Below are 13,921 nucleotides of genomic sequence, written 5' to 3' on the forward strand. Positions count from 1 at the left end.
GGCCGCGATCGCCGGGGCCGGGCTCCTCGAACCGCTCCTTCCCCGCCGAACGACCTGGTGACGCCCCATGGACTCTCCCCTACCCGCGGTGGATCCTCGCGATTTCTGGTTCCTGTCGCCGGCCATCGTGCTGTCGGTCTGGGGGTTGGTCGTCCTCATCGCCGACCTCGCAGCGGCCCGGCGATGGTCGCTGGACGACCGCCGCGACCGGATCGGCAAGCTCTCGCTCGTGGGCGTGGTGCTCGCCCTCGTCGCACAGATCGGGGTCGGCACGGTCCACCGCCTGGCCCAGTCCGAGAATCCTCCCGCCTGGCTCGGCGATTCCCTGGCGGCCTACTTCCGCGATGCGGGGAGCGTGGCCTTCCTGGGATCGATCTCGATCGATGACCAGACGGCGATCTTCAACATCCTCTTCCTCGCCCTCCTGGCCCTGGTGACCTGGCTTTCGATGGCCTGGACGTTCACCGAGAACTGGGGCGAGTATTTCGCCCTCATGATGTGGGCCACGGTGGGGATGATGCTCCTGGCCGCGTCCGAGGACCTGGTCACGCTCTTCCTGACGCTCGAGACGATGACCATCTGCCTCTACCTGCTGACCGCGTTCGAGAAGACGCGGCGGAGGTCCGCGGAGGGGGGGCTCAAGTATTTCGTCTACGGATCGGTCTCCTCGGCCCTCTTCCTCTACGGGCTCAGCCTGCTCTACGGCCTCACCGGGACGACCCAGTTCGAGGCCATCCGCCGGGCCCTGGACGGCGCGGCGCCGTCGGCCAGCGGGCTTTCTCACAACGTGGCCGGCGCGGCCGCGCTCCTGCTCCTCCTCGTCGGCTTCGGCTTCAAGGTCGCCGCGGTGCCGTTCCACCAGTGGGCGCCCGATGCCTACGAAGGTGCCCCCGCGGGCGTCACAGCCTGGGTGGCCACCGGGTCGAAGCTGGCCAGCTTCATCGCCCTGATGAAGGTCTTCATCCACGCCTTGCAGCCGTGGTCGTATCCGTCCACGAGCCTGCTGGGCCCCGGCTGGCTGGGCGTGATTGCCGTGGTGGCCGCGGTGACGATGACCTACGGCAACTTCGCCGCCCTGGGCCAGCGGAACCTCAAGCGGATGCTCGCCTACTCCTCGATCGCCCACGCCGGCTACATGCTCGTGGGGGTCGCCGCGGCGAGCGTGTCGACCCGGGGCGCCGAGGCGGCCGGGGCGGTCCTCTTCTACCTGGTCGTCTACGCCTTCACCAACGTGGGGGCCTTCGCGGTCGCGGCGTGGCTCGTCCGCGACCGCAAGACGGAGGAGATCGACGACCTGAACGGCCTGGCGTATCAGTCGCCCCTGCTGGCCGTCTCGATCCTCGTCCTGATGCTCTCGCTGATCGGCCTGCCGCCATTCGCGGGCTTCTTCGGCAAGCTCTACATGTTCATGGAAGCCCTCAATCAGCCGCACGGTGGGACCCGCGTGACGCTGATCTCGCTCGTGGCGCTCGGCCTGATGAATTCCGTGGTGTCGGCGTTCTATTACGTCCGCGTCCTGAAGGCGATGTTCCTTCGCCAACCGTCGGAGACCGAGCCGCTTCGCGCGGCGGGAGGCCCGATCCAGGTCCCGATCGTCGTCGGGGCGCTCGTCGCCATCATTGTCGGCATCTTCCCGGGCGGCGTCGGCAGCGCCTTCGAGGGGGGCCTGATGTCGATCATGCAGGCCGCGGCCGTGCCGATGCTCACCGCCACGGGAGGCGGGTTCGCGGCCACGGTCTCCGCGCCCACGGGTACCGATTACAGGCCCCTGAAGCAAGATCGGCGTGAGTTCGTCTCGGGCCGGGACGCCGACGCGATTCGCAAACGGAAGGCGATGACGCCCGAAGAGCGAGCCGCATACAGCAAGAACATGGACCAGATGAAGGGGCTCCCACCCGGCCAGTCTCCGGGGGCGCCCCGGAAGGCGGCAGGCGGTCCCGGCGGCGGACCTCCACCCGGCGGCGGACCTCCACCCGGCGGCGGACCTCCACCCGGCGGCGGACCTCCACCCGGCGGCGGACCTCCACCGGGCACAGGTGCCACGCCGAAGGCGGCGCCTCGGTAGTCGGACGCCTCGGCCGTCGGCACGACTCGAGACGTTGACCAGGGATTCCATCGGCTTTCCGCCCATCGCGAGCGACACCTGAAGAGACAGTCATGGCGATCATCAACACGCTCCAGAAGTGCCTGGAAAGCCCGTACCTGGTCGAGGACGCGGACGCGAAGGCGAAGATCGGCGAGTTGCTCGCCAAGGCCGGCGATCGCCTCGAGGCCTCGGTGAACATCCAGACGACCGGCCAGGGCGATCCGGCGGACATCGTCTTCCTGGCCTACGAGGCGATGTTCTGCTGCCTCCGCGCGCTCGTCTACTCGAAGGGCTATCGCGAGTACGGTCTTCGCTGCCTCCTGCTGGCCTGCGAGGGGCTTTACGTCAAGCCCGGCGATCTCGACGCCGACCATCTCCGCAAGTTCGAGCTGGCCCAGCGCCTGAAACTCTCGCCCGCCGACGCCGTCGCCGCGGCGTCCGGTTTCGTAAAGCGAACGCTCGAGCTGCTGGGCCAGTAGGCAACCGCGGCGAGCCGACTCGGTGAGGTCGCAAGACGCAGGGCCACCTCTCAGGCCGCCTTGGACCGGCTTCAGCATTCCGATCCACGCCGTCCCCGGGCATGCCCCAGGATCTCCGTTCACCCTCAAGGCTTGCCCGCAGAGCCTGCAACTCCGGAGAATCGGATCGACACATTCCCCCTCGCTGAAGAGGAAATTACATCGGCGATCGATTATCACGGAATCGCGACGGCTCGACTCGCCACCATCCTCTAAGGATGAGTGATCCGGTTTGTGGGGAGTCATGCCATGGGGCCTCGAACAGCTTCGGGCGTCCTTTACGGGATTCGGACCCTGCAACGCCAGGGGACGATCGGACTGTGGTCGGATCGCGAACTTCTCGCTCGCCTGCTTGACCGCGACGATCCCGAGGGATCGAATGCGGCCTGCGCGGCGATCGTCGAGAGGCATGGACCGATGGTGCTGGACGTCTGCCGTCAGGTGCTTCGGCGTACGCCGGACGCCGAGGACGCGTTCCAGGCCACGTTCCTGGTGATGGTCCAGCGGGCCTCGACGATCCGCAAGCCCGATTCGCTGGGGAGTTGGCTCTACGGGATCGCGTTGCGGGTGGCGCGCCAGTCCCGGAAGCAAGCTGAGGCGAATCGATCGGCGATGGCCAGGCTGGAGGAGCGATCCGAGGCGGCCGAACGATCCGATCCCGTCGAGGCGACGGAATCGCGATCCACCGAGCTTCTCGAAGCGGTGGAGGGTCTCCCCGATCCGTTCCGTTCGGCGATCGTCCTCCACTACTTCCAGGGACTGACCACCGAGGCGATCGCCGCGCGGACCGGTTGTCGGCGGGGGACGATCCTCTCCCGGCTCGCCAGGGCCCGAGAGCGGCTGAAAACGCGTCTGGAAAATCGGCTGGGATCGCGGATTCTCATTCCGGGCCTTGAAGGTCTCCGGCGTCGAGCCTTGCCTCGAGACCTGGCGGCGAACGCGGTCCGCGCCTGCAAGTCACTCGGGCTGGCGGAATCCCTGAACGGCGACTTGGCGTCTGTCAGGGCGGCAACACTTGCCGCGGCGACCCTCAATGGGCTCTCTCGGATTCGCCACCAGGTTCTCGGAGCATTCCTGCTCGCGGCCGCCGTCCCCGCCGCGATGGGGGGACTCTGGCTGCTCGCCACTCCCGCATCGCAGGTCGCAGCCCCTTCCGGGCCCGACCAATCGAAAAAGGTCGTCGCGGAAGTGAACCTGACCGGGCAAGTCGTCGATCCTTCGGGCAAGCCCGTGGCAGGGGCCAGGGTGTCTCTCTCGGAGAAATCGCGGCGCCAGCCGACGGGGCCCGACGGGCAGGTCCGGGCTACAACCGATGCGGAGGGCCGGTTTCAATGTCCCGCGAGTCGCGAAGAGCTTGCCGGGGGCAGGGCCGCTCCCTGGGGAAAGGCCCCGGGAGTCCGACTCACTACGCAGGCCCAGGGATTCGGCCCGGCCTGGATCCCGCTGGATACCACGGCGGCCGATCACGACCTGAAGATCACGCTCTGCCCGGATGATGTGCCGATCGTCGGCAGGCTCCTGGATCAGGAAGGCCAGCCCGTGGCCGGCGCCTCGGTTGTTGCAGAAGAGATCTATGCCCTGGCGAATCCGGCGGACTTCGCCCGCGACCTTCGCAAGACCTCCGGGCGAGCCACCCGGGACATTCTGGAAAAGTTGACGGACTTTTTCCGGCCCATTCCGGAGGCGCTGATCGCCCGTGCGAAGACAGACCCCGACGGCCGATTCACCCTTCGAGGCGTCGGGCGGGATCGCGTCGCAAGCGTTCGCTTCGAGGGGTCGACGATCGAGACCGATTACCGGCTCGTGTTCACCAAGGCCGGGCCGATCTATCGCCCGGAGCCCGGCCGGCAGATCGAGCCGGCGTTACTCGTGCTCGGGCCGCGGTTCGAGCTGAAGGTGTCGCCAGGACGCGTGATCGAGGGAGCGGTCCTCGACCTCGAGAGCGGGACGCCGATCGCCGGGGCGCGGGTTTTCTCCGGCACAGTCGGTTGGATAACGGCCGACGCGAAGGGGCGGTATCGCCTGTCGGGCCAACCGATGCGCGGCGTACATGTCTTCGTCGAAACACCGGATGAGCCTTACCTCAAGGCTGGGCGTACGGTCATGGGCGCGATACCGGGCGGTCCGCTGCGGACGGACTTTCGTCTCAAGCGTGGGGTCTGGCTCCGGGGCAAGGTCGTGGATCGTCAGACGGGTCAACCGCTCTCGGCATTCGTTGAGTATCTCCCCCGGATCGACAATCCCGCGGCGCAGAAGCCCGCGGATGAGACCTGGCGGAACGAGCTGTCGGGAGACGGGCCTTCGTTTCGGACGGACGAGCAGGGGCGGTTTCGCGCCGTGGTTCTTCCTGGCCCCGGGATGCTCGCCGTCATGGGACAGACCCGCGGCTATTCGCGGGCGAGACTGGGGCCCGACGAGGTGGAGACACTCGTCAATCCGGTAGCCTCGGGCTGGCTCTCGGTAAGAGCGACGGCATTCCAGGAGATCAACCCTGCAGCCGACACAGAGGCTCCAGAAATCACGATCGCACTCAACCCGGGCAAGAAGCGGTTCATCCGGCTGGTCGACGGGGCCGGCCAGCCCGTCGAGGGGGCGGAAGGTCTTGGCGTCGTCGGGGGAGGCTATGCGATCGAGCACCTGGCCACGGCGGAGATTCCTTACATTCGGTCCGAGCAGGACCGGGCCCGGACGCTTCTCTTCATCCACCGGGGACGGGCGCTGGGGGGATTTCAGGACGTCACGGCGGAGACTCCCGAGCGCATGGACCTCGCCCTTCGGCCGACCGGGACGATCGTCGGCCGACTCGTGGACGAGAAGGGAAGCCCCCTGGCCGGCTTCCCGATGGCTCTCGAGTATGGACGCAGGAATGAGGATTGGGGCGAGAGCTGGCTGAAATACTCGCTTGCCGAGGGCCTGACGACCGATGGCGACGGACGGTTCCGGATCCCCTACCTGGTCCCCGGGATCACCTACCGCTTCCTCAGCTTTGGCAAGAAGGCCGCCGACTTCCGTGATGCGAAAGGCAAGCCGAGGCATGAATGGACCGTCGCCCCCGGGGAGACCCAGGACTGGGGCGAGGCTCGAATCCGGGAGTGATCTCGTAGGGTGTGTCAAGCGCAGCGCCGACGCACCGGACCGCTGGGTCATGGGGAATGAGAGGAAAGAAAGGAAAGCTCCCCCCTTCGTGTACCTCAGCGGCAACCGGTGAGGACGAGCCGCTCCGGTGCGTCCGCGCTGCGCTTGACGCACCCTGCAAGAGGCGGCCCACCCGCAGTTATCTGATCACCCGTTCGGCGAGCTTTCGTACGAAGTCCGCATGCTCCGGGCTCGCCAGGCCCTGCTCGGCCATGATCTTCACCCGAGCCATGTCACCGGACACAAGGGCCTTCGGGTCGAGCCAAAGACCGGGGAAGGTCACGCTGCGGTAACAACCCTCGGCGTCCGGTTCGAGTCGGACGTAATCGGCGTCTCGACGGACGAACCAGTCAATGGCGCGATCTCGGATCCGCCAGACGATGTACTCCCGAACGCCGTTCCGAAGGTAGACATGGAACTTCAGATTGAGGTCCATGCTAACCGTGCTGGCGCTAATCTCCGCGACCAGCTCCGGGGCGCCTTCGATGTAGTCGTCCGGGGAAAAGCTCGCCTGACCCCCGTGTTCCGGAGCGATCATCAGCACGGCGTCGGCTTGGGGTTCATTGTCGAGGTCTAGTCGTATGCTTGCGCCCTGACCCGAGAGAATACCGAGCGTGGCGATCGCGTAATTTTGCAGCCACCAGTTCACCCGGCTGTCCGGTTCGGAGTGCTGTCGAAATCGAACGGGAGAGGGCATGAAAACGATCCCTTCGATGAGTTCGGCCTTCTTCAGCCCCGGCATCGCCTCGTAGCGACGCTCGAACTCCGCGCGCGAAAGTTGATCGCCATTCTCCAGAGGGGGCGGCTGATCGTCGCCCGGATCCTGGCTCTTCTCCAGATCCTCGACGGTCGCCATGGCAAGGCCTCCTTCGTCGGATTCGTCAGGCCACGTCGGTCGGGCCCGCGACGATCTCGCCCATCGTCACGGCTCGCCTCTCATCCACCGCCTTCCGCACGAGCAGCCCCGTCAGCGTGGCCTCGCGGGCCTCCGCCAGGGTGACCGGCGGAGGCAGCCGGCGCTCGGCCCGGATCGAGGCCAGGAAGTCCATGAGGGCGAGCCTCGTGTCGTTTTGCGGCCCGGGGTGGATCGACTGCCGGGGTCGGCCGCGGTCACGGAAGGAGAGGGAGCCGGTCGAGAGATCGAGACCGCCTTCCTCGCCAAGGACCCGGAGCGTGGTGCCCGTGAAGCCATCGTCGGCCGGCGAGACCCAGCTCTGGAGGAACGAGGCACGGAAGCCGTCGGGCCACTCTAGCTCGACGGAGTAATGATCGGTCACATCCCGGCTGGAGTCGACCCGGGCGAAGAGGCCCTTCCGGCCCCATCCCTCGGCCTTCGAGGGGGGCCCTCCGCGGAGCCAGTGGAGGATGTCCCAGACGTGAACGGCCTGCTCCACCATGAAGTCACCGGAGCGGTCGCGGCGGCCGAGCCAGCCGTCGTGGCCAACTAGCGGGCCGTTGCTGCTGGTCCAGGTGGCCCTCGCCTCGATGAGCGGGCCGAGCTCACCGGAGCGGACACGTTCCACCCCCTCGCGGAACCGCGGATTCGACCGCCGCTGAAAGCCAACTTGGACGGCAAGCTCGGGACGACGAGCCGACTCGAGGATCAGTCGATCGCAGCCCGGGAGCGTGAGCGCCAGGGGCTTCTCGACGTACAGGTGCCGGCCCGCACGGATCGCGTCGCTGCCGATCGACTCGTGCAGGTCGCACGGGACGGCGACGACCACGGCGTCCACATCGTTGCGTTCGATCAGCCGCCGAGGATCCTCGATGGCTTCGGGGCGGCGGCCGGTTGCCTTCTCCACGATTCCCTGACCGCGAAGCCGATGCCGCGGCTCCGGGTCGCAGACCGCGGGCACGCTGACGCCCGGCAGCTCGAGCAGAGACCGCAGCAGGGCCGTCCCGCGGTTGCCGACGCCCACGAGTCCGACCCGAACCACCGCCGCCGTGTCATCGGCCGCGGCGGCCTCGGTCGCGGCCTGGGAGATCGCCAGGCTCGCCGCCGCCGAGCAGCCGAGGAATCGACGGCGGTTCACGGTGATCGGGGGCATTGGAATGCGCTCCGGGTCTTGACGTCGCGGCCGCGGAGGAGGACCCCGCAACTCATCTCATTCTATCGCCAATCGGCCGCCGGAGCGAGGCGCGCACCGGCATTCGGGGCGATCCGAGGGCCTTGACCGCCTCTCGCGAGGGGCCTAGCATCGGTCGAGACAGCCTCAGGGAGCTCCAGACTTACCGAGAACTCGAATGCCGACACTGATCCCCGCACCAAGCCGCGTGGAAGCCGCCGGGACCAAGCCGAAGCTCATCGACGAGTACGTCGGGGTCGTCAATTCCGGCGAGTCGAGGCTGAGCGTCGCTCACATGCGAAGCCCGGGAGGCTGGATCGAACCGGGACAGACGCCGGAATTCGACGAATACACGCTGGTCCTGCGCGGGCTCCTGCGGGTCGAGCATCGCGACGGGTCGATCGACGTCCGGGGCGGACAGGCCGTGGTCGTCCACCGCGGCGAGTGGGTCCGCTACAGCACGCCGGATCCGGACGGGGCAGAGTACGTCGCCATCTGCCTGCCGGCCTTCACCATGGAATCGGTCCATCGCGACGAGGCCGTCGCCAAGGGGTCCTGAATGCAAGGCAAGGTGTGCGTGGTCACCGGCGCCAGCGCCGGAATCGGCTTCATCACCGCCCGCGAGCTGGTCCGGCAGGGCGCGAGGGTCATCGGGGTCGGCCGCTCCCCCGAACGCTGCGAGGCCGCGGCCCGGCGGATCCGGGAGGAGACGGGCTCCCGGGCGATCGAGTACCTCATCGCCGATCTTTCCTCGCAGGCGGACATCCGCCGGTTGGCGTCCGAGATCAGGGCGAAGGTCCCGCGGCTCGATGTCCTGGTCAACAACGCCGGCGGGATCTTCCTGACGAGGCAGACGACGGTCGACGGCCTGGAGTTGACGTTCGCACTCAACCACCTGGCCTACTTCCTGCTGACGAACCTGCTGCTCGATCACCTGAAGGCGAACGCCCCGGCGCGGATCGTCTGCGTGGCGTCCGCCGCGCATCGGGGAGTCCGGCTCGAGTTCGACGATCTGAACGGCGAGAAACGCTACAGCCCCTGGCGGGCCTACCAGCGATCCAAGCTCGCCAACCTCCTGTTCGTGCGGGAGCTGGCCCGTCGACTCGACAGCTCGGGCGTGACCGTGAACGCGCTCCATCCCGGATACGTGAAGACGGAGATCTTCCGCGCGGACGGGATTCGAGGATGGATCCTCCGCCGAGCCGCCGAGCTCTTCGCCATCACGCCGGAACGAGGCGCCGAGACGTCGATCTACCTGGCCGTTTCGCCCGACGTTGAAGGTGTCAGCGGCAAGTACTTCGATCGCAAGCGGCCGATCGAGACATCCTCGGCCGCCCGCGATGACGAGGCCGCGAAACGACTCTGGCACGTCAGCGAGGAGCTGACTTCGGCTTCAGGACAATCGTCCTGATCTGGAACGGGGCGAAGTCCGCGCTGAGTGCCCCGTCGACGATCGCCAGCGGCTTCCTCGCGGTCTCGAGCAGGTCGGCGTCCGATGCCTCGGCCTCGAAGGCCGAGAGCCGGATCCGAGTCCCGGGCGCGGGGCGTCCGGTCGACTCGTAGAGGCGGAGGGCGATCCCGCCGTCGTCCGCCGGCTTGATCGAGGAAACGATCACGGATGGCGAGGAGACTTCGAGGAAGCCCTTCGACAGGGGCAAGTCGCCCGCGTGAGAATCGATGAGGCGGGCGACCAGGGGATGGTTGAATTCCAGCCCGGCCCGCGCCAGCCCGGCATCTCGCCAGTCGCCGAGATGGGGCAGGAGGGCATAGTGGGCCGTCCGCTCCTTGCCGATCTGAAAGGCCCCCTCCGAGCTCATCCCGGGCTCATAGCCCCCGCCGAAGCCGTAGGCCCCAAGGTTGTGCGAGCGCAGGATTGAGACCATCAGGGTGTTGTCGCTGACGACATGGCCCGGCAGGCCGGCGTTGAGGACGGCCAGGCCGTGCGTGCCGTCCCCCAGGTCCACCCAGTTCTGGGACGGGAACTCGATCCCCTCGGGCCTCTCGATCGCGCCGAAGGGGATCTCGTCGAAGCGCTTGCCGCCCTTGATCGCGGTGGGGAACAGGAGTTGATACCGGACGTATTTCTCGTTGTTGACGAGGGTCGTCGCACAGTCGATTCGCGGGAGCTCCGCGTAGAGCCGAACCGTAGCGGCGTAGGTCCCGCCCGCGAACGGATGAGAGACGCGGTACTCCGTGAAGACCGGACCGGAGATCAGGGTCGCCGGCTCCGCCTTCTCCTCGTCGCTGAACTTCGCATCGCCGCGTGCCGGGACCGGCTGCTTGTTGCTCATCGCCACGTTGCTGCCGCCGTCGAGGCCGCGGTAGAGCTCCCAGACGTCCCCCCGGTCCTGATGGCGAGCGACGACGTTGGCCGGCCCCCGGAGCGCCTCCCAGTCGCCTTGCCGGGAACGGAGCGAGGTCATGGCACCGGTGCGGCTGTCGATCGTGATTCGGTGAAACGCATTCTCGATCGACGGCGGGGCCGGGGCCGGGGCCGGGGGCTTCAGCGGAGTTTTCGTGGGACGGACCTGGTAGGTCCGATAGCCGAACGCGGGGACCTCGGCCGCGACGAAGGCGACCCGGGCGGAACAGAGGCCGCCGTCCGGATAGTAGGTCGCCTCGACGAGCTGGGCGGGGCGCGTCTTGCCGGGCCCGTCCACGATCTCGATCCCGAGGGCTCCCGGCTCGGCGAAACCGACCGTGACCTCGGTCGCGTCCGACCGAGTCCAGCTCAGGGGATTGAAAACAACGACGTGAGTTCCTTCCTCGCGGGTGAGGATCCGCGACGCCAGGGCGTTCCAGCCGTCGTCGATGATCTCGCCGGCCAGGCGGTCCGCGAATTCATAGCCGCGGATGGCATCGTCGTAGACGTGGTCGGTCATGACGCCGGAGGCCTGGTCGTGCGTCTCGTTGAAGAGCACGGGCTCCCAGGCCCGCCAGAGGCCCTCATCGTTCACGTCGCCGCCGAGCAGTCGTGCGAGTGACGTCAGCTTCTCGGCCGTGAGCAGGCGGGTCTCCATCCGCCGCATCCACGACTTCAGCTCGATCCGGCTGCTGTAAGTCCCCTGGAAGATCGGGTTCAGCTCGCCGCGGAAGACCGGTCGATCGGTCCGGGGCGAGATCACCTTCTCGAAATCCGCGGGGGTGGCGATCTTCAGGTTGAAGGGCCGATCGGCGAGCTGATTGAAGGCCCGGACCATCGGGACGAGCTGCGGCTCCGGGAGGCCGACGTCGACGCCGGCCGGACCGGCCCGGTCCTTGCCCGGGGCGTTGGCGTCGAGCTTGTGGAAGCGGTCGATGACGAAGTCACGGAACTTCGCCGGGTCGCCGGGCGCGCCATACATCACCGCGTACGAGGCCGGCAGGTAGTAGACCGGCAGCCGGGTCCCGTCGATCCCCTCCCAGAGGAACTCGGCCGGATGGTCGCGGCGAGAAACCCCGCGCTGGGTCCAGTAGGACTGGAATCCGGCCTGGGCCATTAGCTGAGGGATCTGGGCGTGATGGCCGAAGGTGTCGATGAGCCATCCCGTGGTCACGTCGATGCCGAGCTTCTCTCGATAGTAGCCCTTGCCATACTGGATCTGGCGGACGAACGTCTCGCCACCGGGCATGTTCACGTCCGGCATGACGTCCACTCCCCCAGCGATCTGGAGCCGGCCCTCGGCCAGATAGCGTCGGAACGCCGGCACCTGCTCCGGATACCGCTCCAGGAACGGGCGGACATACGCGACCTGGTCGAGGACGAACCGGAACTCCGGCTGCTCGCCGAGCAGCCGCATCGCCCGGAGGATGTTGGGGAGCCCCATCTCCAGGTACTCCTCGCGGGTCTTGAACACGGCGCCTTCCCAGTGGGAATGCGGGATGACCCAGAAGGTCGGCCGGCCGTCGTCGGGGGGCCCCGCGTGGCTCGGTCCGGGAGCGAGCAGTGCCGCGGCTCCGATCGCGGCGGCCAGGGCTACCAGGCTTCGAAACGTCATGGTGCGGGCTCCCGGGATGGGTGAGAGCGGGAGGAAGGATCAGTTCGACGCGGCCGCGGAGGTCTCGAAATGCAGGTCGATTCGTGTAGGCTTCGCGTACGTCCCGGGGAGCCAGAGCGTCCGGCCGTCCCAGGCGAAATCGGGGCAGGGAATCCCATCGCGACGGAGGGAGAGCTTGCCGCGAGGCGCATCCTCCAGCTCGAAGACCGGATCGACGCAGGCGACCGCCGGCTGGATGGTGACCGCGACGTCGGGCCGACGGACGCGGAGCTGCGTCGCCCGTCGTTCGATGGCGTAGCCGTCGAAGGCGACCTCCGCCCCATCGAGCTTCAGCGACGGAGCCGAGGCGAAGCCGCGGGCACGCCCCAGCAGGTGATCGTCGTCCTCGTTCGTCATCCCGATCAGCCAGGCCCAGCGGCGGACGACCATGGGGCGCGACCTGCCGAGGGTGTCGATCGACGCGACATGCCGCTCGTCGATCGGCTCCGGTCGGTCCGATGCCCAGCTCATGACGCTGTTGTGGCAGGGGGTCAGCGCAACCCGGTCGTCGATCTTGGAGCCGGTCGCATTCCCGCGGGCGAGCGGCCAGTGGCTGCCCCAGTAGCAGGGCGTGACTCGCTGCCCCTGGTCCTCGAACGGGCCGTAGACGACCTTCGGGAACGCGCGATCGCCGGGGTTGAATGCGATGGCGGCCTGATCCTCGTGCCGGTTGAAGCGGAGCCGGTAAATCGAGGGCGGGGTCCCTCCCTTCGGCGCATCGACGTCGCCGCGGAGCGGGAACCGGTACGAGCGTTTCGAGCCGTCGAGCGAGAGCGCGTCGACCAGGTTCTCGGGCAGGACGTCGAACGGGTAAGTCCCCTGGGGCGTGAGGACGATGAACTCGCAGAGCTCGTAATCCGTCGTCGCGTCCGTCTTCAGCGTCACGACGCGGGTGCCGAAACCGTCGGGATAGAAGTAGTAATCCTCGACGGCCTGGTCGCCCCAGACCTTGTAGTTCAGGTCGGTCGACTCGTACGTCCAGCGGACGTGGACCCGCGAGGCCGTGGACTCGACGATCTCCACCCGGCTGTATTTCAGCTCCTTGTCCATCAGCGGCTCGACGCAGTCCACCGCCCCCTCGCGGCGGGTGATGACCTCGGCCCACTCGTAGCAGGCGCCCGTGTTGTGCAAGCCGGCCCAGAACGGGATGTAGCTGGAGCCACGCCAGAAGACGAACCGGCCGCCGTTCGGGAGCGTCACGACGACGTCCCGCAGGGACGGGTCCCAGCCCTTCTCGTAGGCCAGCGAGGAATGGGCCCCGGTGGCCGGATCACGGACCGAGATCGGCGCGTCGTAGCGGAGCGTCGTGTAGGTCGCGCCGAAGGCGGGGAACGCCGGCGGCTTGCGGACGATCATCACGGGGATGTCCTTCGACCAGAGTCGCGCGCCCTTACCATCGACGATCTCGACGACGAGCGTGTCGCGGTCCCGGTCGGCCGCGGGGCCGTTCAGCCGTAGATGAGCGGTCGCCGTTTCGCCTCGCGTCAAGGGCAAGAGCGCCACGGTCTCCACCGACTGCGACGCGAATCGCGCGGAGAGCCGGGCGCGTGGCTGGTCGCCGGCGCGGGACATCGCGGCGACATCCAGGTTGGCTTGTTGACCCGGCCCGAGGAGGAGCCAGCCCTCGGGGACGAGGATCGTCCCGAGATCGACCGGATTGATTACGCTCGATGGCTCGGCGACGGCCTCGGCCTCGAAGGGGGGCCGGTCGATGACCAGGACCGTTTTGTCGATCACCGGAGAGCCTCGTCGCTCCGCCAGGATCGAGACCTCGGTCGCCCGATGGCCGATCGGGACGATCGCAACGAACGGGGGTTGGTCGGGGAATCGGACCTCGCGACCCGGCGTGGCCTCGCCATCGACCTGCTCGGAGATCCGAACGGTGCCCGCGGGCCGCGCGCTCGCCTCGATCCGGACCTCCGCGCGACGGCCTACGCGATTCAGGCCGAACGGGGGCCGCCACGGATGAGGCTGCTGGAGGCTTACCACGATCCGGGGCGCGGCGGGTTCGTCGCCCAGGCTGCCCGACGCAGGCCAGAGCCCGGCCGACAGGAGAATGAAAATGGCAGTCCTCATCGCAGTTCCCTCCCCTGGACACCT

Annotated in this window: 9 protein-coding genes; 5 read left to right on the forward strand and 4 right to left on the reverse strand. The window is 67.8% G+C overall.

The window, feature by feature from the left end; translation table 11 throughout:
- The first annotated feature begins 67 nt into the window (after positions 1-67).
- The 3 genes from G6O54_RS10285 (at position 68) to G6O54_RS10295 (ending at position 5,700) form a co-directional block, all read left to right on the forward strand.
- Complete coding sequence (locus G6O54_RS10285; protein ID WP_205678730.1) at positions 68-2,065, forward strand: NADH-quinone oxidoreductase subunit N; 1,998 nt, start codon at positions 68-70, stop codon at positions 2,063-2,065.
- Between the two features lie 92 nt (positions 2,066-2,157).
- Positions 2,158-2,565: a hypothetical protein gene (locus tag G6O54_RS10290; protein ID WP_165224242.1), complete on the forward strand. Its 408-nt coding sequence runs from the start codon at positions 2,158-2,160 to the stop codon at positions 2,563-2,565.
- Positions 2,566-2,853: 288 nt separating this feature from the next.
- Positions 2,854-5,700 (forward strand): sigma-70 family RNA polymerase sigma factor, encoded by a 2,847-nt coding sequence (locus G6O54_RS10295; RefSeq protein ID WP_165224244.1) that lies wholly within the window; start codon positions 2,854-2,856, stop codon positions 5,698-5,700.
- A gap of 178 nt (positions 5,701-5,878) precedes the next feature.
- Here G6O54_RS10295 and G6O54_RS10300 read toward each other — a convergent pair whose 3' ends face one another.
- Together G6O54_RS10300 and G6O54_RS10305 are read right to left on the reverse strand one after the other, a co-directional pair.
- On the reverse strand, positions 5,879-6,595 hold the full coding sequence (locus G6O54_RS10300; RefSeq protein ID WP_165224246.1) for a Uma2 family endonuclease: 717 nt from the start codon (positions 6,593-6,595) through the stop codon (positions 5,879-5,881).
- A 25-nt stretch (positions 6,596-6,620) separates the two neighbouring features.
- Positions 6,621-7,787: a Gfo/Idh/MocA family protein gene (locus G6O54_RS10305; protein WP_165224248.1), complete on the reverse strand. Its 1,167-nt coding sequence runs from the start codon at positions 7,785-7,787 to the stop codon at positions 6,621-6,623.
- A gap of 196 nt (positions 7,788-7,983) precedes the next feature.
- Between G6O54_RS10305 and G6O54_RS10310 the strand changes: the two genes are divergently transcribed.
- Together G6O54_RS10310 and G6O54_RS10315 are read left to right on the forward strand one after the other, a co-directional pair.
- Positions 7,984-8,364 carry a cupin domain-containing protein gene (locus tag G6O54_RS10310; protein ID WP_165224251.1) on the forward strand — a complete coding sequence of 127 codons (381 nt, stop codon included), beginning with the start codon at positions 7,984-7,986 and terminating at the stop codon, positions 8,362-8,364.
- On the forward strand, positions 8,365-9,216 hold the full coding sequence (locus tag G6O54_RS10315) for an SDR family oxidoreductase (RefSeq protein WP_165224254.1): 852 nt from the start codon (positions 8,365-8,367) through the stop codon (positions 9,214-9,216).
- On the opposite strand, the gene G6O54_RS10320 is transcribed toward G6O54_RS10315, so the two are convergent.
- Together G6O54_RS10320 and G6O54_RS10325 are read right to left on the reverse strand one after the other, a co-directional pair.
- On the reverse strand, positions 9,176-11,782 hold the full coding sequence (locus tag G6O54_RS10320; protein WP_165224257.1) for an alpha-mannosidase: 2,607 nt from the start codon (positions 11,780-11,782) through the stop codon (positions 9,176-9,178). The genes G6O54_RS10315 and G6O54_RS10320 overlap by 41 nt on opposite strands.
- A 39-nt stretch (positions 11,783-11,821) precedes the next feature.
- The gene (locus G6O54_RS10325; RefSeq protein WP_165224260.1) at positions 11,822-13,897 is read right to left on the reverse strand and encodes a hypothetical protein; all 2,076 of its coding nucleotides are present in this window, start codon (positions 13,895-13,897) and stop codon (positions 11,822-11,824) included.
- Positions 13,898-13,921: the final 24 nt, after the last annotated feature.

It is taken from the genome of Aquisphaera insulae (assembly GCF_011064615.1).
In the GTDB taxonomy this organism is placed as follows: domain Bacteria; phylum Planctomycetota; class Planctomycetia; order Isosphaerales; family Isosphaeraceae; genus Aquisphaera; species Aquisphaera insulae.

Excerpts from the sequence above, each read along its gene's own strand:
- G6O54_RS10310 (WP_165224251.1), top strand. The coding sequence starts at position 7,984 with ATGCCGACACTGATCCCCGCACCAAGCCGCGTGGAAGCCGCCGGGACC.
- G6O54_RS10315 (WP_165224254.1), top strand. The coding sequence starts at position 8,365 with ATGCAAGGCAAGGTGTGCGTGGTCACCGGCGCCAGCGCCGGAATCGGC.
- G6O54_RS10320 (WP_165224257.1), bottom strand. The coding sequence starts at position 11,782 with ATGACGTTTCGAAGCCTGGTAGCCCTGGCCGCCGCGATCGGAGCCGCG.
- G6O54_RS10305 (WP_165224248.1), bottom strand. The coding sequence starts at position 7,787 with ATGCCCCCGATCACCGTGAACCGCCGTCGATTCCTCGGCTGCTCGGCG.
- G6O54_RS10325 (WP_165224260.1), bottom strand. The coding sequence starts at position 13,897 with ATGAGGACTGCCATTTTCATTCTCCTGTCGGCCGGGCTCTGGCCTGCG.
- G6O54_RS10285 (WP_205678730.1), top strand. The coding sequence starts at position 68 with ATGGACTCTCCCCTACCCGCGGTGGATCCTCGCGATTTCTGGTTCCTG.
- G6O54_RS10300 (WP_165224246.1), bottom strand. The coding sequence starts at position 6,595 with ATGGCGACCGTCGAGGATCTGGAGAAGAGCCAGGATCCGGGCGACGAT.
- G6O54_RS10290 (WP_165224242.1), top strand. The coding sequence starts at position 2,158 with ATGGCGATCATCAACACGCTCCAGAAGTGCCTGGAAAGCCCGTACCTG.
- G6O54_RS10295 (WP_165224244.1), top strand. The coding sequence starts at position 2,854 with ATGGGGCCTCGAACAGCTTCGGGCGTCCTTTACGGGATTCGGACCCTG.